The organism is Halomonas halophila, assembly GCF_030406665.1.
Lineage (GTDB): Bacteria > Pseudomonadota > Gammaproteobacteria > Pseudomonadales > Halomonadaceae > Halomonas > Halomonas halophila.
This window is the reverse complement of record NZ_CP129121.1, coordinates 576401-600337: the sequence shown is the minus strand read 5'-3', so window position 1 is coordinate 600337 and position 23937 is coordinate 576401. Positions and strand designations below refer to the sequence as shown.

The following is a 23937-nucleotide window of genomic DNA, read 5'->3' as shown; positions in this document are numbered from 1 at the left end:
TTTTGCTGCATCGCAGCTGATGCCTTTGTCTAAGCCGCCCGGTTTGACAGTAGTATTTCACTTCGCCTATTGAAATATATATCAGCACCGCTGATAGACACTTCAAACAATAAAGCTTCGTACAACAGCCGCTCTCTCGCTGCTGCTCCAAAGAGAAGTTGTGCCAAGAAACGTTGCTCTCAACAAACGGCCCATAACAACAACACCCATCTGGAGACGCCATGAAACGCTCAATGCTCCCCATCGTCGCGGGCACCGCCCTCGCCGCCTCTCTCGCCGGCACCGCCGCCTCGGCCGACACCGTGCTGCGCGCCTCGCACCAGTTCCCCGGTGGCCAGGGTGACGTGCGCGACGAGATGGTCCAGCTGATGGCCGACAAGGTCGCCGAGGCCAACGTGGGCCTGGAGATCGAGGTCTATCCCGGCCAGTCGCTGTTCAAGGCCCGCGAGCAGTGGGCCGCGCTGTCCCGCGGACGCCTGGACATCACCGCCCTGCCGCTCGACTACGCCAGCGGCCGCCACCCGGAATTCTCCGCCACCCTGATGCCCGGCGTGGTACGCAACCACGAGCACGCCCGCCGCCTCAACGACTCCGAGTTCATGGGCATGATCAAGAACGTCATCCAGGAAGGCGGCGCCCGGGTGCTGGCCGATGCCTGGCTGGCCGGCGGCTTCGCCTCCAGCCAGCAGTGCATCACCTCGCCGGACACCGTCGAGGGCCAGACCTTCCGCGCCGCCGGCCCGGCCTTCGAGCAGATGCTGGCCGGCGCCGGCGCCTCGATCTCCTCCATGCCGTCGTCCGAGATCTACACCGCCCTGCAGACCGGGGTGCTGGACGCCGCCAACACCTCCTCGATGTCCTTCGTCTCCTACCGCATCTACGAGCAGGTGAGCTGCATGACCGCCCCGGGCGAGCACGCCCTGTGGTTCATGTACGAGCCTATCCTGATTTCCGAGCGCAGCTGGCAGGGGCTCAGCGAGGAGCAGCAGCAGGCGCTGATGGCCGCCGGCCAGGCCGCCGAGGACTTCTTCGCCGAGGAGGCCGCCGGCCTCGACCAGGAGATGGTCGACGTCTACGAGGAGAACGGCGTCGAAGTGGTGACCATGAGCCAGGAGGACTACGACGCCTGGCTGGAGATCGCCAAGCAGACCTCCTACAAGAACTTCGCCGAGAACGTCCCCAACGGACAGGCCCTGATCGACGCCGCCCTGGCCGTCGAGTAACCGGGTTTTTGCCCCACGACACCGGCCTTCGGGCCGGTGTCTCCGACTCAGGGAGGACGACATGGCCATGGCCAACACCTCACCCCTCGCCCGACGCCTGCCGCTGGTCGGCGGCTACATCCGCCTGATGGATGGCGTCTCCCGCGGCGCCGCCTACGTCGCCTGCGCGCTGTTCATCGCCGGCGTCGCCGCCATCTGCCACATGGTCTTCGTGCGCTATGCGCTGGGCATGAGCACCAGCTGGCAGACCGAATTCACCATCTTCTCGGTCACCGGCGCCATGCTGATGGGCAGCGCCTACGTGCTGATGACCGGCGGCCACGTCGCCATCACCCTGCTGCCCGACCTGGTCGGCGGCATCGGCCGCAAGCTCATGCTACTGCTCGGCTCACTGGTCGGCCTGGCCTTCTGCGCCGCGCTGGCCTACGGCAGCTGGGTCTACGTCGCCGAGGCCTGGCACGGCCAGTGGACCACCGGCACGGTATGGAACCCGCCGCTGTGGCCGGCCCTGCTGCCGGTGGCCCTCGGCGCCACCCTGCTGACGCTGCAGTACGTCGCGGAACTGCTGCGCGGCGAGGAGAACTGACATGGATCCGATCACGCTGGGCATCATCGTCGCCGTCGGCCTCATCGTACTGATGGCCATCGGCACCCCCATCGCCTTCGCCCTGGGCGGCGTCTCGCTGATGGCGCTGCTCTACGACCGCGGCATGCCGGAGCTGACCTACTTCGGCGAGACCTTCTTCGAGCGCATCGCCGAGTTCGGCTTCGTGGCCATCCCGATGTTCATCCTGATGGGCGCCGCCGTGGCCTCCTCGCCCACCGGCCGCGATCTCTACCGCTCGCTGGACCTGTGGATGGGCCGCCTGCCGGCCGGGCTGGCCGTCTCCAACATCGGCGCCTGCTCGATCTTCGCCGCCCTCTCCGGCTCGTCGCCGGCCACCTGCGCGGCGATCGGCAAGATGGGCATCCCCGAGATGCGCACCCGCGGCTATCCGGACGGCGTGGCCGCCGGCTGCATCGCCGCCGGCGGCACCCTGGGCATCCTGATTCCGCCCTCGGTGACCATGATCATCTACGGCATCGCCAGCGAGACCTCCATCGGCCGCCTGTTCATCGCCGGCGTGGTGCCGGGCTTCATGCTCGCCGGGCTGTTCATGGTGTGGACGATCATCGCCTGCAAGCTGGCCGGGGGCTATCAGAACCCCGCGGCCGAGGCCGCCGGCCGGCTCAAGGAGACGGTCAAGGCCAACGTCGACTCCAACCTCAAGGCGGTGGTGCGGGTGCTGCCCTTCCTCGCCGTGGTGGCGGGCATCCTGTTCGCGCTCTACGGCGGCGTGGCCACGCCCTCCGAGGCGGCCGGCGTCGGCGCCTTCCTGTGCCTGGCGCTGGCGATCCTGATCTACCGCATGTGGCAGGCCGGGCCGATCAAGCTGATCATGCGCGACTCGCTGCGCGAGAGCGTGATGATCATGCTGGTCATCGCCTGCGCCGAGGTCTTCGCCTACGCCCTGTCGTCGCTGTTCATCACCCAGACCGTGGCCGGCGCCATCGCCGATCTGGAGGTCAATCGCTGGGTGCTGATGGGCGTCATCAACGTCTTCCTGCTGGTGGCCGGCTTCTTCCTGCCGCCGGTGGCGGTGATCGTGATGACCGCGCCGATCCTGCTGCCGATCATCCTGGCCGCCGACTTCGATCCCTACTGGTTCGCGGTGGTGCTGACCATCAACCTGGAGATCGGCCTGATCACCCCACCGGTGGGCCTCAACCTGTTCATCATCAAGGGCATCGCGCCGGACATCTCGCTGCGCAGCATCCTGACCGGCAGCCTGCCCTACGCCCTGTGCATGGTGCTGGCGATCGTGCTGCTGTGCCTGTTCCCGGACATCGCCCTGTGGCTCCCCGACCTGATCATGGGCTGAAGGAGACGCCGCCATGAACATGACCTTCCTTCAGGAACTGCTCAACAACATCACCCAGCGTGATGCCCTGCGCTGGAAGCGCTCGGAGGGCGACGCCGCCCCCACCCCCGACGAGCTGATCGACGCCTGCCGCGGCCTGCTCGAGAGCGACGGCGAGGCCTCGAGCATCGCCCTGGCCAGCCGCGCCCTGGCCATGTACGCGCGGCTCGACGCCGACCAGCGAAGGCACTTCTTCATGCGCCTGGCCGAGGAGTTCGCCGCCGACCCCGAGCGCATCGACGCCACCTACGCCGCCTATCGCGAGAGCCGCGACAACGCCTCGCTGAAGGCGCTGTTCGAGGCCTGCGAGCCGAAGCGCCAGGAGCTGTTCCGGCGCCTCAACCTGGCCCCCGAGGGCACCTATCAGCTGGTGCGCATGCGCGAGCAGCTGCTGGCCCTGCGCCGAGAGCATCCGGAGCTCGCGGCCATCGACGCCGACTTCGCCCACCTGTTCGGCTCCTGGTTCAACCGCGGCTTCCTGATGCTCAAGCGCATCGACTGGAACACCCCGGCCTCGATCCTGGAGAAGATCATCCGCTACGAGGCGGTGCACGAGATCCAGGACTGGAACGACCTGCGCCGCCGGCTCGACGCCCGCGACCGCCGCTGCTTCGCCTTCTTCCACCCGGCCACCGGCGACGAGCCGCTGATCTTCGTGGAAGTGGCGCTGTGCAAGGGGCTGCCGGACCGCATCCAGCCGATCCTGGCCGGCGACCCGACTGCCCCGGGCCACGTGGAGGAGCCCGAGGACGCCGACAGCGCCGCCTTCTTCGGCATCAGCAACTGCCAGACGGGGCTGCGCGGCATCTCGTTCGGCAACTTCCTGATCAAGCAGGTGGTGCAGGAGCTCAAGCAGGAGCTGCCGCAGCTCAAGCACTTCGTCACGCTCTCGCCGGTGCCGGGCTTCGCCCGGTGGCTGGCCGAGCGCCAGGGCGACACCACCCTGCCGGAGGCCACCCGCGAGGCGCTGGCCGAGCTCGAGGCGCCCGGCTGGCATCAGGACACCGAGCGCGCCGAGGCGCTCAAGGCCATCGTACGCCCGCTGGCCGCGCGCTATCTGGCCGAGGAGAAGAATCCCAAGGGCCTGCCGCTCAACCCGGTGGCCCGCTTCCACCTGGGCAACGGCGCCGAGCTGCATCGCATCAACTGGCTCGGCGATACCTCGGCCAAGGGCCTCGAGCAGGCCGCCGGGCTGATGGTCAACTACCTCTACGTGCTCAACGACATCGAGCGCAATCACGAGAACTACACCGCCAACGCCACCGTGGCCCGTTCCGGCGAGGTCAAGGACCTCGTGCGCAAGGCCCGCAAGGCGCAAGGCAAGGGAGACACCGCCAGATGACCGATAACAACAACCTGTTCAAGACCTTCGCCGCCCGCATGCAGGCCCGTGGCGACGCCGACTTCATCACCACCCGCGACGGCCGCCGCTACTCCCACGCCGACGCCCTGGCCGAGAGCGCCAGGCTGGCCGGCGCCCTGGTCGCGCTCGGCGTCTCGCCCGGCGACCGGGTCGCGGTGCAGGTCGACAAGAGCCCCGAGGCGATCCTGCTCTACTTGGCCACGCTGCGCGCCGGCGCCGTCTACCTGCCGCTCAACACCGGCTACACTGGCGACGAGATCCGCTACTTCCTGAGCGACGCCGAACCGGCGCTGTTCGTGTGCCGCCCGGCGGTGCTCGAGGAAGCCCGCGCACTGGCCGCCGAGACCGGCTGCCCGGCGGTCGAGACTCTCGGCACCGCCGCCGACGGCTCGCTGATGGAGCGCGCCGCGGCCGCCACCGCCTTCGACGACGCCGTGCCGCGCACGGACGACGACCTGGCGGCGATCCTCTACACCTCCGGCACCACTGGCCGCTCCAAGGGCGCGATGCTCACCCACCGCAACCTCGGCTCCAACGCCGCGGCGCTGGTCGAGGCCTGGCGCTTCACCCCCGAGGACCGGCTGATCCATGCGCTGCCGATCTTCCACACCCACGGCCTGTTCGTGGCCTGCAACGTCACCCTGATGGCCGGCTCCAGCCTGCTGTTCCTGCCCAGGTTCGACGCCGACGTGATCTTCGAGGAGCTGCCCCGCGGCACGGTGATGATGGGCGTGCCGACCTTCTACACCCGGCTGGTGGCCGACGATCGCCTCACCCCCGAGGTCACCGCCAACATGCGCCTGTTCGTCTCCGGCTCGGCGCCGCTGACCGCCGAGACCCACGAGCTGTTCGCCGAGAAGACCGGCCACGCCATCCTCGAGCGCTACGGCATGACCGAGACCAACATGAACCTCTCCAACCCCTACGACGGCGACCGCCGCGCCGGCACCGTGGGCATGCCGCTGCCCGGGGTGGAGATCCGCATCGTCGACCGCGACAGCGGCAAGGAGGTCCCCGACGGCGAGATCGGCCTGCTCCAGGTGCGCGGCCCCAACGTCTTCATCGGCTACTGGCGCAAGCCGGAGAAGACCAAGGAGGAGCTGCTCGAGGATGGCTTCTTCATCACCGGCGACCTGGTCACCCGCGACGAACGCGGCTACGTGCAGATCGTCGGCCGTGACAAGGACCTGGTGATCTCCGGCGGCTACAACGTCTATCCCAAGGAGGTGGAGCAGGTCATCGACGAGATGGACGAGGTGCTGGAATCCGCCGTGATCGGCCTGCCCCACCCGGACTTCGGCGAGGGCGTCACCGCGACGGTGGTGTGCCAGCCCGGCGCCAAGCTCGACGAGGCCCAGGTGATCGCCCACCTGCAGGGCCGGCTGGCCAAGTACAAACAGCCCAAGCGGGTGTTCTTCATCGACGCCCTGCCGCGCAACACCATGGGCAAGGTGCAGAAGAACGAGCTGCGCCAGCGCTTCGACGCCACCTATCGCTAGGCTGTCGAGGCTGTCGACACACCGCCACCACGAACACGACGGCACCGCCATGGCGGTGCCGTCGTCGTTGGGGCGGATGAGGTCCCGCCGCGATCGCGGGTCCGTGCTACCCTGCCGACGACTCGGCCGCCACGCTCAGGAAGCCCGACCATGACCCAGTTCTGGCACGACCCGGCGCTGCCCTTCGTCGAGAGCCGGCGGGCCAGCGACAGCCGCGCCTGCTACCGGCCCCACAGCCATCCCACCCTGTCGATCGGCGTGGTCGACCGCGGCCAGAGCCGCTTCCATTGCCAGCGCCGCCGCGAGCGCCTGACGCCGGGCTGCCTGGTCAGCGTGCCGGCGGGCGTCGTGCATGACTGCAATCCGCTGCCGGAAGGCCGCTGGAGCTATCAGATGCTGCATCTGGACCCGGCCTGGGCCAGAGACATGCTGGCTGAGGCCGCAGCCGGACGCGACATCGATCGGGCCCTGCCATCGACGGTCTTCATCGCCCGCGACCCCGCCCCTTATCGGGCCTTCTGCCGGATCAATGCGCTGCTGTTCTCCCCGGCCCCGGCGGCCGACAAGGAGGCCGGGCTGATCGAATTCCTCGCCCAACGCCTGTGGTGTCGCGGCGAGCCCCTGGCCGTTCGTCGACCGGACTCATCCGCCCTGGCCAATCTCCAGCGGCACCTGCTCGAACGCTTCGAGCGGCCGCCGTCGCTCGAGGCGCTGGCCCGGGACCACGGCCTGAGCCGCTATCAGGTGATCCGGCTGTTCCGCCGCGACACCGGCCTGACGCCCCACGCCTGGCTGCTCGACCGCCGCATCCAGCAGGCCCGCCGCCGCCTGCGCCAGGGCGCCGGGCTGGCCGATCTCGCCCAGGAGCTGGGGTTCGCCGACCAGGGCCACTTCCAGCGCGCCTTCAAGGCCCGCGTGGCGATCACGCCGGGGCGCTATCGCGGCGCCTGAGGCCGCCGGCCTTACATTCGTCAGCGCACTTTCCTTCAATACCGCCGCGCCGGCACGACGCAGACTGGCCTCCCCGCCATCCGGAGAGGACCAACGTCATGCTGCAACAATTCCTGCTGGTCGCCGGCGCTCACTTCCTCGCCCTGCTCAGCCCCGGCCCGGACTTCTTCCTGATCCTGCGCTACGCCATGGCCCGGGGGCGCGGCCCGGCGGCGCTGGTCAGCCTCGGCATCGGCCTGGCCAACGCGCTGTTCATCCTGCTGGCCATGGGCGGGCTGATGGCCCTCGATGCCGAAGCCGACGCCTTCATCGCCGTCCAGTGGGCCGGCGCTGCCTTCCTGCTGTTCATGGGCCTTCAGTTCATCCGTCAGGCGGGCGAGACACGGCTCGACGCCGCCACCCTCGGCGAGACCGCGGCGCCCTCCAGCGCAGCGGCCGGCGCCCTGCTCGCCGGGCTGGCCTCGGGGCTGCTGAATCCCAAGAACGCGCTGTTCTACGCCAGCCTGTTCGCGGTGCTGCATGCCCGGGACACGCCCGCCGGCCTGCAGGGCCTCTACGCGGCCTGGATGATCGCTGCCGTGCTCGGCTGGGACCTGCTGGTCGGCCATCTGGCGGGCCACCCGAGGCTGATCCGGCGCTTCGGTCACGGCCTGCGACACATCGAGCGACTGGCCGGCGCCCTGCTCATCCTGCTGGGGCTCGGCATCGTCGCGACCCGGCTCGATCCCGGGCTGCTGGCGTTCGCGTGACCGGCCCAGCGACTCGGCCCTAGGGCGCCTACAGCGCCTCGCGGTTCGCGACGATCAGCTCGCTCAGGAAGTCGGCCAGCGCGCGCACCCTCGGCGCCCGCGACAGGTCGGTCTGGATCACCAGGTAGATGTCCTGCTCGACGCCGATGTCGGCCTCGAGGCAGGTAAGGTCGCGGCCCCGCGCCAGCAGGTGCGGCAGCACCGCCAGCCCGAGGCCCGCCTCGGCCGCCACCAGCTGGGCGTCCAGCGAGGTGGTGGTCAGCGCCGGCTCGCGGCCGTCGAGCCGCTCGGTTACCCAGCGCGCGGCCGGCAGATGAGCGTGGCGCTCGCCCCAGGTGATATAGGCATCATCATGACCGCCCTTGGCACCGGCCGGGCGCCTGGCCAGATAGTCGAGACCGGCATAGAGCCCGTAGCCCAGGGTGGCGAGCCGACGCAGCGAGACGTTGCCCCGCTCGGGCTTGACCATGCGGATCGCCAGGTCGGCGTCCCGGCGCGACAGGCTGGCGGTGGCGATGTCGGTGACCAGATCGATGGCGATGCCCGGATGGCGCTCGCGGAACGCCGGCAGCGCCGGCAGGATCAGCCGGGTCGCCAGGTTCTCGGCGGTGGCCAGCCGCACCCGGCCGCTCAGCGCCTCGTCCTCCTCGATGCCGGTGGAGAAGGCGTGGGCGGCGGCCTCCAGCGCCTCGGCCCGGGGCACCAGCGCCTGGCCCTCCGCGGTCAGCGAATAGCCCGACGGCTGGCGCACGAACAGCGGAATCCGCATCGCGCCCTCCAGCCGCTCGATGCGCCGCCCCAGGGTGGCGATGCCCACGCCCAGCGCACCGGCCGCCCCGCTCAGGGTGCCGTGGCGCGCCACGGCCAGGAAGGCCTGGGCGTCGTTCCAGTTGACCCGGCGCGAGGCCGGCTTTTCATTACTGGCAATCCGCTTTGCGGAGTCGTTCATGTTGCGCGTTCCCGGTGTGTGTGACGCTGCCTTCCGACACGTTCCGCATCGCCACAGGAGGCCCCAGCATGCAACGACGCACTCTCGGACAGGACCTGACGGTATCGGCCATCGGCCTCGGCTGCATGGGCATGAGCGAATTCTACGGTCCGCGCCATGATGACGAATCCCGGCGCGTATTGGCCAGGGCGGTCGAGCTCGGCGTGGACTTCTTCGACACCGCCGACATGTACGGCTCTCACCACAACGAGACCCTGCTCGGCAACTTCCTCGCCCGCCAGCGGCCCGAGGTCAAGGTCGCCACCAAGTTCGGCATCGTGCGCCGCCCCGGCGAGTACCGGCGCAGCCTGGACAATAGCGCGGTCTACGCCCGCGAGGCCTGCGAGGGCTCGCTGCGCCGGCTCGGCGTCGAGCGCATCGATCTCTACTACGTGCACCGCATCGACCCGGCGCGGCCGATCGAGGACACCATGGAGGGGCTGTCGCGCCTGGTCGAGGAAGGCAAGATCGCCCGCATCGGCCTGTGCGAGGTCGGCGCCGAGACCCTGCGCCGGGCCCACGCCGTGCACCCGATCAGCGCCGTGCAGACCGAATACTCGCTGTGGACCCGCGACGTCGAAGCCGCGGTGCTGCCGACCTGCCGCGAGCTCGGCATCGGCTTCGTGCCCTACTCGCCGCTGGGCCGCGGCTTCCTCACCGGGCGCTACCGGGACGCCTCCGACTTCGAGGAAGGCGATTTCCGCCCCGGCCTGCCCCGCTTCGCGCCGGAGGCGATGGCCGCCAACCGGCGGATCGCCGAGGCCATCGCCGAACTCGCCGCCGAGAAGGGCTGCACCCCGGCCCAGCTGTCGCTGGCCTGGCTGCTCGCCCAGGGTGACGACATCGTGCCGATTCCGGGCACCAAGCGGCCGCGCTATCTCGAGGAAAACGTCGCGGCGGCCAGTCTCTCGCTGACGCCGGACGAATGCCGTCGGCTCGAGGCCGCCACCGCCCGCCTGCCGGTCAGCGGCGAGCGCTACACCGCCGAGGGCATGAAGGGGGTGAACGCATGAGCGATGCGCCGACGACCCGCCGCGACGAGGCCCTTGCCTTGCTGGCCCGCCTGGAGCCCGAGGCACCGGCCAAGGTCGCGCGCAACCTGGACGACTTCGATGCCGACGCCGTCGAGATCCTGCTCGGCTTCGCCTTCGCCGACGTCGTCGCCCGCGACGGCCTCGACATTCGCACCCGCGAGATGCTGACGGTGGCGATGCTCGGCGCCATGGGCACGGCCCAGGGGCAGCTGGAATTCCACCTGCGCGCGGCGCTCAACACCGGGGTGACCCGAGAGGAAGTGGTCGAGATCGTCCTGCAGGTGGCGGTCTATGCCGGCATTCCCGCGGCCATGAACGCCATGAGCGCGGCCAAGGCAGCCTTTCGGGCACAGGAGGCGGTTTGAAGCGACAGTTCACGCCGGAATGAACGTAAAGGCTCCCACGGCAAGGAGGCAGGGGCTGTCGGCGGATCAGTGCTATTCGTTCCATGTTGCAAGCACGTTATAAAAAGAACCGGCCGGGCAAGTGCCCGGCCGGCTCAATAGCAGAAGACACTATTATATCGCCCTCAAGCTTTTCGATCGGAAAATCGATCTGGGCATGTAGAAGGACACGACCCAGTTCGGCTGATCGACGATCTCACTGATGCGCAATCGTCCGGCGACGCTGCACAGCGCGTAGGCCAGCTGCTCTTCCATGCCTGCCTGCTTGTGCAGACGGTCGATCATGAAACGCACCGCATCCCGAGCCCCCTGCATCAGGTCTGACCCGACCCCCGTGGTCACCAGGAATCCCATGTCCTGCTCGGCGGAGGCGCCGGCAGGCACATCGAACATCGGCGAGGGAATGTTTCCCTTCTTGTGAAGACGCAGCGTCGCCGTGGCCGCCATGCGCGTTTCCACGGCAGTGCCGCAGACCTCACCATCCCCCTGGCAGGCATGCGTATCGCCGATGCTCAGAAGGCCTCCCTTCACCTGAACCGGCAGATAGAGGCTGGAACCTCGAACCAGATCGCGGATATCCAGGTTGCCGCCACAGTGACGTGGCGGCACGATCGAGTGCTGCCCCGGTTCGGCCGGCGCGAGCCCGATGGTGCCTGCGAAGGGGCGAAAGGGAATCGCGATATCCTCATCGAAGTACACGGACTCGCTGTCGTACTCGGATATCTTGAGCCAGGGTGAGGTGAAGTCGTCGGCCAGCAGGCCGAATCCCGGGATCAGGCCCGTCCAGCCCCATTGGCCCGGCTCGAAATCGACCAGTTCCACTTCAATGACATCGCCGGGCTCCGCATCTTCCATATACAGAGGCCCGCATACCGGGTTCAAGGCACTCGCCGGCAAGCGAGTCAGCTCTTCCGCCTGGCTGTCTCGAGTAATCAAGCCACCACTGGCATCCAGGATATCGAAGCGCCTGGTATCGCCGGAGCTGATCGTATCAGCAGGTGGCAGATGATGATCGAAGCAGTGGTGCAGGTCATGGATCGTCTTGATCGCCATGTCAGATCTCCATATTCACGGCACGTCCACCGCGCTGTGCCAAGGCGTATACGCCGATACCGATAATGGCCCAGGCGAGGCCGATCAGGATGGTGTGGGGCTCGAAACCGCTCCAGATGTAGCCGACCACGGCCAGGCCAAGCAGCGGACACAGAACATGCAGAAAGACATTGGCGGCTTTCTTCTTGAACACGAAGTAATAGAGCGTCGTCACGTTCAGCATGATGAAGGCGGTCAGGGCACCGATGGTGACGATCGATGTCAGCAGCGCCAGGTGCTGCATGAAGGCGATACCGACCACGATGGAGACCACGCCAACCAGCAGGGCGCTGACATAAGGCGTCTTGAAGCGTGGATGGATGCGTGACAGCGGTTCCGGCAGGAGTCTGTCGCGTCCCATGCTGTAAAGGATGCGAGCGGTGGCGATCTGGGCCACCAGGGAGTCGGCGATCCCCCAGGCGATAGCCGTCGTGGCCGCCGTCAGTACTGCCAGCCAGCCACCGCCGGCGATGCGAGCCGTCTCGTAGAAGGCCGTATCGAGATTATCGAACGCTCCCGGGTCGGGCTGGATCAGTGCGGCGATCCAGGTCTGGGCAATGAACAGGCCACCGATGATCAGCAACACCAGGAAGATCGCCTTGCTGACCGCCTTGCCGCCCCCCTTGGCCTCTTCGGCGAGAGTGGAGATGCCATCGAAGCCGAGAAAGCTGAGCACCGCGATCGGCACGGCGGAGATGATCAAGCCCAGGGAAAAATCATCAGCATCGTATACCGGTGCCATCGAGAACACGGCGCCATTGACGTTATTGCTGATCGCCACGACGCCCACCACCAGAAAGATCGCCAGCACCAGCAGTTCGGCCACCAGCATCCAGCGATTGAACGCGGCAGAGAAGCTGATCCCGCGAATATTGATATAGGTATTGAAAACGACGAAGGCGATCACCAGCAGGATCGGGGACAGAGACGGGAAGATATCGTGTATCGCCAGCGCCCCCACGACGTAGAGAAGCGCGGGGATCAGAATGTAGTCCAGCAGCATGATCCAGCCCGCCACGAAGCCGGAGAAACCACCCGCCCCACGCGATACATAGGAGTACACCGAGCCGGCGACCGGGAATTCCTTGGCCATCTGCGAGTAGCAAATGGCCGTGAACAGCATGCCGATCAGGCCAATAACGTAGGCGGTGACAATCATGCCACTGCTGGCACTCATCACATGGCCGAAGATGCCGAAGGGCGCGATCGGCACGATGAAGATCAGGCCATAGATCACCAGGTCTCTCAGTTTCAGCGTTCGTGAGAGCTCCTGGGTATAGCCCAGGCTCTCCAGGGTATTGTCACTCATCGGTGACCTCCTGTTGTTGTAGTTCGTGGGGCAGCGGGTCTTCCCGCCCGAGGCAGTCGAGAGCGGTATGGCGCCGTGTTGTCAGATAGCGCCTGGCAGGCGGTGACCGTTTCCTTCGTATCCGGCCCGGCCGACCGAGGTCGAGGCATTGCCGCCATGTATACTCGGGGCCAGCCAAGAGACCACACGAGCAAGGACGTGGAGCACTCGCTCTCGAACGCCTCGCTTTCAGAAAATCACACTCAAAGGTATCATATCAATACCTTTTGAAGAGGACGCTATGTCAATGCCGCCTCGAGCGGGCTTGCCGAAGGCCGGTAATGCCCGCTCCGCTACCCAGGAGCTGGCCGACAGGATCGTGACGGCCATCGCTATCGGCGCCTATTCCCCTGGAGATCGCCTGCCATCGGAACGCGATCTGGCCGAGCGCCAGCAGGTCAGCCGCGTCACCGTGCGAGGCGCCTTGAAGATCGTCAGTGAGCTGGGACTCATCGAATCTCGCCGCGGCCGTGACGGCGGCACCTTCGTGACCTGCAAGCGAGTCGATGAAGTATCACCTCACACGGCACAACGCACCCTGGAGAAGGAGCTGCCGCAGCTCGAGGACTTTTTCGACTATCGCTGCCTGGTGGAGGGGCTGGTCGCGAAAACTGCCGCCGAAAGGCACGATGCGGCACAGGCCAGACGGCTGAGCGAACTGCTGAAGCAGTTCTGCGAGACCAGCGATGCCTCGATAGCCAGGGAGATCGACGAACAGCTCCATGACTGCATCATGGAAATGGCTGGCAACGACCATCTGGCCGAGCAATCTCGCCAGTTGACCGCCCGCGCGACACTAGGTTTTGGCTCCGAGCCCTACCCCGAGGAATCGCTGCCACGAGCGAGGAAGGAGCATCAGGAGCTGGTAAAGGCGATTCTCGATCGTCGTGAAGACGACGCCTTTCGCGCCGCCCAGCACCACTTCACGCTGACTCTCGCCATCATGGAGCACTCCCTGGACGGGCGGCCTTTGTGAGCTCTGCTTTGTAGAATCAGTACAGTCACAGTAGCGCGGCATACCAGTCCGCGTAGGGCGTGTTCTGCACCTTGTACTGGGTGTAGTCCGGCGCGCCGTCCCGCCACCACACCGGCCCGCGTTCGCCCAGCGCCCGCTTGGCCTCATCGACCCGATCGCGAGCCTCGCGCTCGGCCTGCGGGTCGTCGGCACGTTTCGCCTGGGCCACGCCTCGACGGGCCCGCATCAGTTGCTGCACCCACTCCTGACGCTGCGACTCGGGCAGCTCGGGATTCGTGCATCGCCACAGGCGGCCGCGAACCACGATATAGCGGCCGTCCGGCGTGGTCAGCGGCGTCGATGAGCTCATAAAAAGTTGCCTCCCGGCCAGGTGAGTATTCGGGGCTTGCCAGGCAAGGCTGGCACGCCTTCTCGACTCGTGCCCGCCGCGGAGGTTCATCCGGCCCTCGGCCCGCTTCATGCCCCCGGCGTTTTGCGGCACCATTGAGGCCCGTTTCATCGCCGCGAAGGATTCGCCATGCTCGCCACCGCCAAGACCGAACTGACGCCCGGCTTTATGGTGATCCACGGCAACCGCCTGGAGGCGCTGCGCGATCTGGCGGTGGAGTGGCTGCGCCACCACCCGCTGGGGCCGCTCGAGGACGAGGTGATCCTGGTGCAGAGCAACGGCATCAGCCAGTGGCTGAAGCTGGCGCTGGCGGCCGATCCGCCCGCCGGCGCCGGCATCGCCGCGGCGATGGACGTCACCCTGCCGGCGCGCTATCTGTGGCAGGCCTACCGCGCGGTGCTGGGTGCGGAAGCGGTGCCGCCAGCCTCGCCGCTCGACAAGCCGCGCCTGATCTGGCGGCTGATGCGCCTGCTGCCGGAGCTCCTGGATGACGCCACCTTCGCGCCCCTGGCGCGCTTTTTGGCCGACGACGAGGACCGCCGCAAGCGCCACCAGCTGGCCGAGCGCCTGGCCGACCTGTTCGACCAGTACCAGGTCTATCGCGCCGACTGGCTTTCCGCTTGGGCCGAGGGCCGCGACGAGCTGATCGACGCCCGCGGCCAGGCCCGGCCATTGGCCGAAGACCAATGCTGGCAGCCGGCGCTGTGGCGGCGGCTGCGCGACGACATCGGAGACGAAGGCCTGGCCACCAGCCGCGCCTGGGTGCATACCCGCTTCCTCGAGGCCTGCCGCGAGCTCACCCCCGATAAGCGACCGAAAGACCTGCCGCGCCGGGTGGTGGTGTTCGGCATCTCCTCGCTGCCCCGCCAGACGCTGGAGGCCCTGGCCGCCGTCTCCAAGGTCACCCAGGTGCTGCTGTGCGTGCACAACCCCTGCCGCCACTACTGGGCGGACATCATCGAGCACAAGGACCTGCTGCGGGCCGCCCGCCGACGCCAGCGCCACCGCCCGGGCATGCCGCTGGCGCTCGACGACACCCAGTTGCACCTCCACGCCCAGCCGCTGCTGGCCGCCTGGGGCAAGCAGGGCCGCGACTACCTGCGCCTGCTCGACGAGTTCGACGACCAGGACACCTACCGCATGCTGTTCGACGCCGAGGCGATGCGCATCGACCTGTTCGATTCGCCTGCCGACGACGAGGCGCCGGGACTATTGCAACAATTGCAGGACGACGTGCTCGAGCTGCGCCCGCCCCAGGAGACCCGCGAGACCTGGCCTGCCGTGGACCCGGGTCTTGATCGCAGCCTGCGCTTCCACGTCGCCCACAGCGCCTTGCGCGAGGTCGAGATCCTCCACGACCAGCTGCTGGCCGCCTTCGACGCCGACCCCACGCTGCGCCCGCGGGACGTGCTGGTGATGGTGCCGGACATCGACACCTACGCCGCCGCCGTGCAGGCGGTGTTCGGCCGGCTGCCGCCGGACGACCCGCGCCACATTCCCTTCACGCTCTCCGACCAGACCAGCCGCCACCGCCAGCCGCTGCTGGTGGCGCTCGAGGCGCTGCTGCACCTGCCGGAGGCGCGGCTGACGGTCAGCGACCTGCTGGACCTGCTGGAGGTGCCCGCCCTGCGCGCCCGCTTCGGGCTGGACGCCGACGCCCTGCCGGTGCTGCGGCGCTGGATCGAGGGCGCCGGCATCCGCTGGGGGCTCGACGCCGAGCAGCGCGCCCGGCTCGACCTGCCGGGCGGGCTCACCGCCAACACCTGGGCCTTCGGCCTGCGCCGGCTGCTGCTGGGCTACGCGGTGGGCGACACCGCCGACGGCCCCTGGCATGACATCGAGCCCTATGGCGACATCGGCGGCCTGGAAGCCACCCTGGCCGGCCCGCTGATGGACCTACTCGACGCCCTCGAGGCCCAGTGGCGCGCGCTCTCCGAGCCCGCCGACGTGCCCACCTGGTGCCGCCGCCTGCGCGGGCTGCTGGGCGAGTGCTTCGCCGCCGAGGACGAGGCCGACCTCGCCACCCTCAACCGGCTGGGAGAGCTGCTCGAGGACTGGCAGGAGACTACCGAGGACGCCGGCCTGACCGAGGCGCTGCCGCTCTCGGTGGTGCGCGAACACTGGCTCGGCCAGCTCGACGAGGCCAACCTCTCCCAGCGCTTCCTGGCCAGCGCGGTGAACGTCGCCACCCTGATGCCGATGCGTGCCATCCCGTTCCGCCACGTCTGCCTGCTGGGCATGAACGACGGCGACTACCCGCGGGTACAGCGCCCGCTGGACATCGACCTGATGGGCCACGACTACCGCCCCGGCGACCGCTCGCGCCGCGAGGACGACCGCTACCTGTTCCTCGAGGCGCTGCTCTCGGCCCGCGACAGCCTGATGATCAGCTGGGTCGGCCGCAGCATCCACGACAACGAGCCGCGCCCGCCCTCGGTGCTGCTCGGCCAGCTGCGCGATCATCTGGCCGCCGGCTGGACGCTGGCAGGTGCGGAAGAGGACGACGACGCCGGCCAGGCCCTGGTCGACGCCCTGACCACCGAGCACCCGCTACAACCCTTTAGCCGAACCTACTTCTCGGAAGACGAGCGGCTGTTTACCTATGCCCGCGAGTGGCGGGCGGTGCACGCCGGCCGGCCGACGCCGGAGGCCGCCGTCGACGCCGAGCTGCCGCCCATGGAGCTCGACACGGCGCTGACGCTGCCGCGCCTCAGCGGCTTCCTCAAGGACCCGGTGAAGGCCTTCTTCACCACCCGCCTCGGCGTCTACCTCGAGCGCGAGGCGCTGGAGAGCCCCGACCACGAGCCCTTTGCCCTGGACGGCCTGGACCACTGGCAGCTCCAGCAGGCGCTGATCGAGGCCGGACGCCGCGCCGTCGATGCCGCCGAGCCGCCGATGCCCGCCGTGCACGACACCCTGGAGCGCCTGGAGCGCGAGGGGCGCCTCGCCATGGGCGGCTTCGCCGAGCTGATGCGCGAGCACCTGGTCGAGCCGCTGGACGGCCTGCTCGGCGACTACGCCGACCAGCTCGAGGCCTGGCCCCACGCCTGGGAGACGCCGGCCGCCGTGTCGCTGGAGCTCGCCACCGATACCGATCCGCTGTCGACTGATCCGCTACGAGTGGAGGACTGGCTGGACGGCCTGCGCGAGAACGCCGCCGGCGAGCGCTGCCGGCTGGTGCTGATGACCAGCAGCCTGGTCAACAAGGGAAAATATAACTGGAAGCACTGGCTGGCCCCCTGGGTCGCCCACCTGGCCGGCCAGCTCGCCATCGGCCCCATGACCACGGTGCTGCTCTCCCGCGCCGGCGGCGGCACCCTGGCCCCGCTGGAGGCGGCGGACGCACGCAAGCACCTGGAGGCCATCGCCCGCTCCTGGCGCGCCGGCATGACCGCACCCTTGCCGCTGGCCCGCGACACCGCCTTCGCCTGGCACGAGAAGGGCGGCGATCCCGGCGCCCTCGCCCGCGTCTTCGGCGACGAGGCGAAAGCGGAGGAGGCCGATCTCAAGGCCTGGAAGGCCGCCGTCACCGCCTTCCATGGCACCGGCTTCAACGGCGACCATGGCGAGCTTGGCCGCGACCCGTACCTGGCCCGCCAGTGGCGCGACCTCGAAGGCCTGGTGCGCCATGAGGCCGCCGGCCGGCACTTCACCGAGCTGACCGCGGCGCTCTACGCGCCCCTTCACGACGCGGTGAAGGCCAAGGGCGGCGACAAGAAAAGCGACAGGAAAGGCGACAAGGGCCAGGGAGGCAAGGCATGACGATGACGGAAGACAGGCAAGCGGCCGAGACGCCTCGGCTCGATCCCGTGGCCCTGCCGCTCACCGGCAGCCGGCTGATCGAGGCCAGCGCCGGCACCGGCAAGACCTTCACCATCGCCCTGCTCTACCTGCGCCTGGTACTCGGCCCCCGCGATGAAGCGGACGCGGCCAGCTTCCCGCGGCCACTGACGCCGCCGGAGATCCTGGTGGTCACCTTCACCAACGCCGCCACCCAGGAGCTGCGCGACCGCATCCGCGCCCGGCTGGTGGAAGCCGCCGACGCCTTCCAGACCGATGAAGGGGCAGCTCCCGACGACGCCCCGCTGACCGGCGACCTCTTCAGCGAACCTTGGGGTCAGACCCCAAAGTCCGCTGAGGGGTCTGACCCCAATGATCCCTTAATCATCCTGCGCGACAGCTATCCGCGCGAGAGCTGGCCGACCTGCGCCCGCCGGCTGCGGCTGGCCGCCGAGTGGATGGACGAGGCCGCGGTTTCCACCATCCACGCCTGGTGCCACCGCATGCTGCGCGAGCACGCCTTCGACAGCGGCAGCCTGTTCGCCCTGGAAATGGCGCTGGACCAGTCGGAGATGGACCTGGAGATCGCCCGGGACTACTGGCGCAGCTTCTACTACGACCTCGACCCCGAGGCGCTGGCCATCGTCGCCCGCTACTGGACCACGCCGGACGCCCTGAACGACACCGCCGCCCGGCTGCGCACCCACGCCGCCGCCCTGCCCGTGGCCCCGCCGCCGTTTGATGCGCTCGCGAACTACCGCGAGCAGCGCGCCGCGGCGCTGGCCGAGCTCAAGGCGCCCTGGCCGGCCTGGCTCGACGAGCTGGAAGAACTGCTCGAGGCCGCCGCCAAGCGCAAGGCGTTCAACGGCCAGAAGCTCAACGCCAGGAGCCGCGCCAACTGGCTCGCCGCCCTGCGTGACTGGGCCCATGACGCCGAGCTGGCGAGCCCCGACCTCACCCCCGCCGCCTGGAAGCGCCTGACGCCCGAGGGCATCGCCGAGATCTGGAAGGAAGATCCCGTGCCGAATCTGCCGGCGCTGGAGGCCCTGGCCGAGCTGCCGGAGAAGCTCGCCGAGCTGCCCGACCCGTTCGCCGACCTGCTCGCCCACGCCGTGCACTGGATGGCCGCGCGCCGCGAGACCGTGCAGCGCCGCCGCGCCGAGCTCGGCCCCGACGACCTGCTGCACCGGCTGGACGCCGCCTTCGCGGGCGAGGCCGGCGAGACGCTGGCTGCGCGCATCCGCGAGCAGTTCCCGGTGGCGCTGGTCGACGAGTTCCAGGACACCGACCCGGTGCAGTACCGGCTGTTCGACCGGGTCTATGCGCTGGAAGACAATCGTGATGACAGCGCAGTAATGCTGATCGGCGATCCCAAGCAGGCGATCTACGCCTTCCGCGGCGCCGATATCCATACCTACCTCCAGGCCCGGCGCGACACCGCCGGCCGCCACGTCACGCTGGGCACCAACTTCCGCTCCGCCACGCCCATGGTCGAGGCCGTGAACCGGGTGTTCGCCCACGCCGAGCAGAGCGAATCCGGGGCCTTCCTGTTCCGCCGCGGCGAAGACAACCCAGTGCCCTTCGCTCCGGTAGACGCCAACGGCAGGAAGGACTCACTCACCCGGCACGGCGCCACCCAGCCGGCGCTGACGCTCTGGCACCTGGCCACCGACGACACCCTGCCCAAGGGCGCCTACCTGGCCGAGCTGGCCGCGCGCTGCGCCACCGAGATGGCGAGCCTGCTGCGCGAGGGCCAGGCCGGGCAGACCGGTTTCCAGAAAGAGGGAGACTTCCGGCCGCTGGCGCCGTCGGACCTCGCCGTGCTGGTCAACAACGCCAGCGAGGCCCGCGCCATTCGCGGCGCCCTGCTGGCCCGCGGCATCCGCAGCGTCTACCTCTCCGACAAGGAGGGCGTGTTCGAGACCGAGGCCGCCGCCGAGCTGGAGGGGTGGCTCGCCGCCTGCGCCGCGCCGGACGACGAGCGCAGCCTGCGCGCCGCACTCGCCACGCCGAGCCTGGGGCTCTCGCTTGCCGAGCTCGACGCCCTGAACGGCGGCCCCCAGCAGGACGAGCTGGCCTGGGAGGCGCGGGTGATGCAGTTCCGCGACTACCACCGCCAGTGGCAGCGCCGCGGCGTGCTGCCCATGCTGCACCGGCTGCTGGCCGACTTCGCCGTGCCCGGCCGGCTGCTGGCGGTGCCCGAGGGCGAGCGGCGGCTCACCGACCTGCTGCACCTCGGCGAGCTGCTGCAGGAGGCCAGCGCCGAGATCGACGGCGAGCACGCCCTGCTGCGCTTTCTCGCCGAGTCCCGCGCCCATCCCCAGGCGCAGTCCGACACCCACCGCCTGCGCCTGGAGAGCGACGCCGACCTGGTGCAGGTGGTCACCATCCACAAGTCCAAGGGCCTGGAGTACCCGCTGGTGTTCCTGCCCTTCATCGCCGCCTTCCGCCCGGTGAAGCAGGGCGACCTGCCGCTGCGCTGGCACGACGACGACGGCCATCTGCGCCTGACGCTCTCCGCCGACGAGGCCATCCTGGCCCGCGCCGACCATGAGCGCCTGGGCGAGGATCTGCGCAAGCTCTACGTCGCCCTGACCCGCGCCCGCCACGCCACCTGGCTCGGCCTGGCGCCGCTGGAGGCCATGGAGCGCAGCGCCGTCGGCCACCTGCTCAAGGGGGGCGAGGCGCTCTCGCCCGACAACCTGCGCCCGGCGCTCGAGGCGCTGGCCGACGAGAACAGCAGCGATCGCCACAAACAGGTCGCGGTGCAGGACGCCCCCGAGGCCGATGCCACGCCGGTCGAGCTCGCCAGCGACGACGCGCCGCTGGGCGAGGCCCGCGCGCCCACCCGGGCAATCCGCGAGCACTGGTGGATCGCCAGCTACTCGGCGCTGCGCACCGGTGCCACGCCGGACGAAGAAGCTGAATCGACGACCGAGGCCGGGCCGTCGCCCGAGCCCACCACCGCCGACGAGGCCACGGCCATGGAGGTGATCCACGAGCCCTTCGATGCCGCCGCGGCCACGGTGAGCGAAGGCTCGCTTCACCGCTTCCCCCGCGGGCCCTCGGCGGGCACCTTCCTGCACGGCCTGCTGGAATGGGCCGGCGAGGAAGGCTTCGCCAAGGTGGCCGAGGACGCCGAGCTGCGCGCCGACACCCTGGCCCGGCGCGCCAACCGCCGCGGCTGGGAGGGCCAGATCGCCGCCCTCGAACAGTGGCTGCCGGAGCTGCTGACCACGCCGCTGCCGGTGCCGGTGCCGGGCGACGGCGAAGCCGCACCGCTGCGCCTCGATGCCCTGAATCGCGCGTCCGACTACCGGATCGAGCTGGAATTCTGGTTCGCCGCCCACAAGGTCAACACCCGCAAGATGGACGCCCTCGTAAGCGCTCACACACTCGGCGGGCGGCCGAGGCCGGCGCTCGAGCCCGACACCCTCAACGGCATGCTCAAGGGCTTCATCGATCTGGTGGTGGAGCACGAAGGCCGCTTCTACGTGCTCGACTGGAAGTCCAACCACCTGGGCGCAGACGACGCCGCCTACACCGAGGCGGCGATGGCGGAGGCCGTGCTCGAGAAGCGCTACGACGTGCAGTACTGCCTCTACCTGCTGGCCCTGCACCGACTGCTCGAGGCCCGGCTGCCGGACTACGACATCGAGCGCCACCTGGGCGGGGCGCTCTACGTCTTCCTGCGCGGCACCCGCGCGCCCTCCCGCGGCGTGCACGCCGAACGCCCGCCGAGCGAGCTGATCCTCGCGCTCGATGCCCTGTTCCGCGCCGCCGAGGAGGCCGTCGCATGACCCCGGATATCCCGAATCACGCTGCCGGCCACGCAACGGAGCCCGCCGCCGCTCCCGAACATGCGCTGAGCGATCACGCGGCGCTGTTCGCCCTGCTCGACCGTTGGGTGGACCGCGGCTGGCTGCGCTCGCTGGACCGTGCCTTCGCCGCCTTCCTGCATCGCGAGGCGAGCAGAGAGAACGCGGCGAACGGGATAAGTGAGGCCTCACCCCTGCTGTTGCTGGCGGCGGCGCTGGCCAGCCACCAGCTCGGCCGCGGCCACGTGTGCCTGGACCTGGCCCAGACGCTGGCCACCCCGGACCTGGCGCTTTCGCTGCCGCCGGAGGGCGACAGCCTGGACGACCCGCCGCCGCTGCCCAGCCGGGTGATGGCCGCGCTGGACCTCGACGCCTGGCGCGCCGCCCTCGATCAGCCCGAGCTCGTCGCCGACGGCCCCGGCAGCACCCCGCTGGTGCTCGCCGGAAGCGCCGCACGCCCGCGGCTCTACCTGCGCCGCTACTGGCAGCACGAGCAGGATATCCACAGCCGGATCTTCGCCCGGCTCGGTGGAACGGATAACGACGAGGCGCCGGACGCCGCTCGCCTGCGCCCGATCCTCGACGCGCTTTTTCCCGAGCGGGGCGATGCGCCGCCAGCCATCGACTGGCAGAAGGCCGCCTGCGCCCTGGCCGGCCGCTCGCGCTTCGCGGTGATCACCGGCGGCCCCGGCACCGGCAAGACCACCACCGTGGTGCGCCTGCTCGCCCTGCTCCAGGCGCTGGCCATGGGCAATCACGACGACCAGGAAAGCGAAGAGGACGGTGCGCCGCCCCTGCGCATCCGCCTGGCCGCGCCCACCGGCAAGGCCGCGGCGCGGCTCAACGAGTCCATCGCCGGCCAGGTGGCCCGACTCGACCTCGACGGCCTGGCCGACGATCCCGAGCGGCTGCGCGAGGTGATTCCGAAGGACGTCAGCACGCTGCACAGGTTATTGGGCTCGCGGCCCGACACCCGCCGCTTCCGCCACGACCGCCACAACCCGCTACCGCTGGACGTGCTGGTGGTGGACGAGGCCTCGATGGTGGACGTGGGCATGATGGCCGCGATGCTCGAGGCGCTGCCGCCCCGGGCGCGGCTGGTGCTGCTCGGCGACAAGGACCAGCTCGCCTCGGTGGAGGCCGGCTCGGTGCTCGGCGACCTGTGCGCCCGGGCCGAGGGCGGCCACTACACCTCGGCCACCGCCGACTGGCTGGCCCAGGCCACCGGCCAGCCGCTGCCCGCGGAGACGCGGGACGCCGACGGCCAGCCCCTCGACCAGGCCATCGCCATGCTGCGCGTCAGCCACCGCTTCACCGCCGACAGCGGCATCGGCCAACTGGCGGCGGCGATCAATCTGGAGGCCGAGCCCGCCGCCAAGCGCAGTGCGATCACGAACGCACTGACCAAGAACTTCGCGGACCTCTCGCACCAGAAACTGCGCGCCGACGACGAGCGCGGCCTGGCCCGCCTGGCCGTGATCGGCTGCCCGGAACGCTTTCCCAAGGCCGGCCAGGGCCGCATGGATCGCGACGAGGCGCTGCCGCCCCCGGTGGGCTATCGCCACTTCCTGAGCGTGATGGCCGGGCGCCGGCCGGCGGACGACGCGGATCAGCAAGCCTTCGATGACTGGGCCCGCGCGGTGCTGGCGGCCCACGGCGACTTCCAGCTGCTGTGCGCGCTGCGCCGCGGCCCCTGGGGCGTGGAAGGCCTGAACGAGAGAGTGCGCCAGGCGCTGGAGCGGGAAAAGCTGATCGACAGCCAGGACGGCCGCCAGCGCTGGTATCCCGGCCGCCCGGTGCTGGTGACGAAGAACGACTACGGCCTGGGGCTGATGAACGGCGATATCGGCATCACCCTGGATATGCCGCGCCCGGGCACAACGTCAGGAGATAACAGCCGCCGCCTGCTGCGGGTGGCCTTCCCCGCCGGCGACGGCACCGACCGCATCAAGTGGGTGCTGCCCTCGCGCCTGCAATCGGTGGAGACGGTGTTCGCGATGACGGTGCACAAGTCCCAGGGCTCGGAGTTCACCCACGCCGCCCTGGTGCTGCCCGACGCGCCGAACCCCATCCTGACGCGGGAGCTGGTCTACACCGGCATCACCCGCGCCCGCCACTGGCTGACGCTGGTGGAAACCGGCCGCGGCCAGCTGATGGACGCGGCGCAGAGACGGGTGATGCGGGTGAGTGGGTTGGGGGGGTGATTAGCTCTCTTGTCCAAGTGATGAGAAAGTGCCGCTTTCGGCCAAGAGCCGCCATTGAGATTTTCCTGATGTATAACGCTTTTGTTCAGCGGCGACCTTTTTGCAGCGAAGCCAAGAAAAGGGCGTCCGGTGGAGGGCAGTCAGACCCGAAACGAACTG

At 69.2% G+C, this 23937-nt stretch carries 17 protein-coding genes; 13 read left to right on the top strand and 4 right to left on the bottom strand.

The features are described 5' to 3' along the window. The first annotated feature begins 221 nt into the window (after positions 1-221). The 7 genes from QWG60_RS02770 to QWG60_RS02740 all read left to right on the top strand — a co-directional run bounded on the left by QWG60_RS02770 (position 222) and on the right by QWG60_RS02740 (position 7746). Positions 222-1223 (top strand): TRAP transporter substrate-binding protein, encoded by a 1002-nt coding sequence (locus tag QWG60_RS02770; protein WP_146907656.1) that lies wholly within the window; start codon positions 222-224, stop codon positions 1221-1223. Positions 1224-1284: 61 nt separating this feature from the next. Then, positions 1285-1809 carry a TRAP transporter small permease subunit gene (locus QWG60_RS02765; protein WP_146907658.1) on the top strand — a complete coding sequence of 175 codons (525 nt, stop codon included), beginning with the start codon at positions 1285-1287 and terminating at the stop codon, positions 1807-1809. A 1-nt stretch (position 1810) separates the two neighbouring features. Then, positions 1811-3145: a TRAP transporter large permease gene (locus tag QWG60_RS02760; RefSeq protein ID WP_146907660.1), complete on the top strand. Its 1335-nt coding sequence runs from the start codon at positions 1811-1813 to the stop codon at positions 3143-3145. A 13-nt stretch (positions 3146-3158) separates the two neighbouring features. Continuing rightward, on the top strand, positions 3159-4526 hold the full coding sequence (locus QWG60_RS02755; RefSeq protein WP_146907662.1) for a malonyl-CoA decarboxylase: 1368 nt from the start codon (positions 3159-3161) through the stop codon (positions 4524-4526). Further along, a complete protein-coding gene (locus tag QWG60_RS02750) occupies positions 4523-6046 on the top strand; it encodes a malonate--CoA ligase (protein WP_146907664.1) in 1524 nt (507 codons plus the stop codon). The genes QWG60_RS02755 and QWG60_RS02750 overlap by 4 nt, the downstream gene beginning before the upstream one ends. A 150-nt stretch (positions 6047-6196) precedes the next feature. After that, positions 6197-6997 carry an AraC family transcriptional regulator gene (locus QWG60_RS02745; RefSeq protein ID WP_146907666.1) on the top strand — a complete coding sequence of 267 codons (801 nt, stop codon included), beginning with the start codon at positions 6197-6199 and terminating at the stop codon, positions 6995-6997. A gap of 98 nt (positions 6998-7095) precedes the next feature. Beyond that, positions 7096-7746 (top strand): LysE family translocator, encoded by a 651-nt coding sequence (locus QWG60_RS02740; RefSeq protein ID WP_146907668.1) that lies wholly within the window; start codon positions 7096-7098, stop codon positions 7744-7746. A gap of 28 nt (positions 7747-7774) precedes the next feature. Here QWG60_RS02740 and QWG60_RS02735 read toward each other — a convergent pair whose 3' ends face one another. Beyond that, positions 7775-8695 carry a LysR family transcriptional regulator gene (locus QWG60_RS02735; protein ID WP_146907670.1) on the bottom strand — a complete coding sequence of 307 codons (921 nt, stop codon included), beginning with the start codon at positions 8693-8695 and terminating at the stop codon, positions 7775-7777. Between the two features lie 68 nt (positions 8696-8763). Between QWG60_RS02735 and QWG60_RS02730 the strand changes: the two genes are divergently transcribed. Further along, positions 8764-9747, top strand: a complete 984-nt coding sequence (locus QWG60_RS02730; RefSeq protein WP_146907672.1) for an aldo/keto reductase — start codon at positions 8764-8766, stop codon at positions 9745-9747. Beyond that, positions 9744-10133 (top strand): carboxymuconolactone decarboxylase family protein, encoded by a 390-nt coding sequence (locus tag QWG60_RS02725; protein WP_146907673.1) that lies wholly within the window; start codon positions 9744-9746, stop codon positions 10131-10133. The genes QWG60_RS02730 and QWG60_RS02725 overlap by 4 nt, the downstream gene beginning before the upstream one ends. A gap of 153 nt (positions 10134-10286) precedes the next feature. On the opposite strand, the gene QWG60_RS02720 is transcribed toward QWG60_RS02725, so the two are convergent. Together QWG60_RS02720 and QWG60_RS02715 are read right to left on the bottom strand one after the other, a co-directional pair. Further along, entirely contained in the window at positions 10287-11225 is a 939-nt protein-coding gene (locus QWG60_RS02720; RefSeq protein ID WP_146907676.1) for an acetamidase/formamidase family protein, read from the bottom strand. Between the two features lies 1 nt (position 11226). Beyond that, entirely contained in the window at positions 11227-12573 is a 1347-nt protein-coding gene (locus QWG60_RS02715) for an APC family permease (protein WP_146907678.1), read from the bottom strand. Positions 12574-12853: 280 nt separating this feature from the next. On the opposite strand from QWG60_RS02715, the gene QWG60_RS02710 reads away from it, so the two are divergent. Continuing rightward, entirely contained in the window at positions 12854-13588 is a 735-nt protein-coding gene (locus QWG60_RS02710; RefSeq protein ID WP_146907680.1) for a FadR/GntR family transcriptional regulator, read from the top strand. A 25-nt stretch (positions 13589-13613) separates the two neighbouring features. Here QWG60_RS02710 and QWG60_RS02705 read toward each other — a convergent pair whose 3' ends face one another. Beyond that, positions 13614-13937 carry a hypothetical protein gene (locus QWG60_RS02705; RefSeq protein ID WP_146907681.1) on the bottom strand — a complete coding sequence of 108 codons (324 nt, stop codon included), beginning with the start codon at positions 13935-13937 and terminating at the stop codon, positions 13614-13616. 168 nt (positions 13938-14105) lie between these two features. Between QWG60_RS02705 and recC the strand changes: the two genes are divergently transcribed. From recC to recD, 3 genes are read left to right on the top strand one after another with little or no spacing between them, the layout of a single operon-like run. Continuing rightward, positions 14106-17738, top strand: coding sequence for an exodeoxyribonuclease V subunit gamma (gene recC / locus QWG60_RS02700; RefSeq protein WP_146907683.1), 3633 nt, complete (start codon positions 14106-14108; stop codon positions 17736-17738). Then, entirely contained in the window at positions 17735-21556 is a 3822-nt protein-coding gene (gene recB / locus QWG60_RS02695; RefSeq protein ID WP_146907685.1) for an exodeoxyribonuclease V subunit beta, read from the top strand. Before recC ends, recB begins: the two co-directional genes overlap by 4 nt. Further along, on the top strand, positions 21553-23778 hold the full coding sequence (recD, locus tag QWG60_RS02690) for an exodeoxyribonuclease V subunit alpha (RefSeq protein WP_146907687.1): 2226 nt from the start codon (positions 21553-21555) through the stop codon (positions 23776-23778). The genes recB and recD overlap by 4 nt, the downstream gene beginning before the upstream one ends. Positions 23779-23937 lie beyond the last annotated feature (159 nt).

Excerpts from the sequence above, each read along its gene's own strand:
- recC (WP_146907683.1), top strand. The coding sequence starts at position 14,106 with ATGCTCGCCACCGCCAAGACCGAACTGACGCCCGGCTTTATGGTGATC.
- QWG60_RS02725 (WP_146907673.1), top strand. The coding sequence starts at position 9,744 with ATGAGCGATGCGCCGACGACCCGCCGCGACGAGGCCCTTGCCTTGCTG.
- QWG60_RS02720 (WP_146907676.1), bottom strand. The coding sequence starts at position 11,225 with ATGGCGATCAAGACGATCCATGACCTGCACCACTGCTTCGATCATCAT.
- QWG60_RS02705 (WP_146907681.1), bottom strand. The coding sequence starts at position 13,937 with ATGAGCTCATCGACGCCGCTGACCACGCCGGACGGCCGCTATATCGTG.
- QWG60_RS02710 (WP_146907680.1), top strand. The coding sequence starts at position 12,854 with ATGTCAATGCCGCCTCGAGCGGGCTTGCCGAAGGCCGGTAATGCCCGC.
- QWG60_RS02730 (WP_146907672.1), top strand. The coding sequence starts at position 8,764 with ATGCAACGACGCACTCTCGGACAGGACCTGACGGTATCGGCCATCGGC.
- QWG60_RS02735 (WP_146907670.1), bottom strand. The coding sequence starts at position 8,695 with ATGAACGACTCCGCAAAGCGGATTGCCAGTAATGAAAAGCCGGCCTCG.
- QWG60_RS02750 (WP_146907664.1), top strand. The coding sequence starts at position 4,523 with ATGACCGATAACAACAACCTGTTCAAGACCTTCGCCGCCCGCATGCAG.
- QWG60_RS02765 (WP_146907658.1), top strand. The coding sequence starts at position 1,285 with ATGGCCATGGCCAACACCTCACCCCTCGCCCGACGCCTGCCGCTGGTC.
- QWG60_RS02745 (WP_146907666.1), top strand. The coding sequence starts at position 6,197 with ATGACCCAGTTCTGGCACGACCCGGCGCTGCCCTTCGTCGAGAGCCGG.
- recD (WP_146907687.1), top strand. The coding sequence starts at position 21,553 with ATGACCCCGGATATCCCGAATCACGCTGCCGGCCACGCAACGGAGCCC.
- QWG60_RS02715 (WP_146907678.1), bottom strand. The coding sequence starts at position 12,573 with ATGAGTGACAATACCCTGGAGAGCCTGGGCTATACCCAGGAGCTCTCA.
- QWG60_RS02740 (WP_146907668.1), top strand. The coding sequence starts at position 7,096 with ATGCTGCAACAATTCCTGCTGGTCGCCGGCGCTCACTTCCTCGCCCTG.
- QWG60_RS02755 (WP_146907662.1), top strand. The coding sequence starts at position 3,159 with ATGAACATGACCTTCCTTCAGGAACTGCTCAACAACATCACCCAGCGT.
- recB (WP_146907685.1), top strand. The coding sequence starts at position 17,735 with ATGACGATGACGGAAGACAGGCAAGCGGCCGAGACGCCTCGGCTCGAT.
- QWG60_RS02770 (WP_146907656.1), top strand. The coding sequence starts at position 222 with ATGAAACGCTCAATGCTCCCCATCGTCGCGGGCACCGCCCTCGCCGCC.
- QWG60_RS02760 (WP_146907660.1), top strand. The coding sequence starts at position 1,811 with ATGGATCCGATCACGCTGGGCATCATCGTCGCCGTCGGCCTCATCGTA.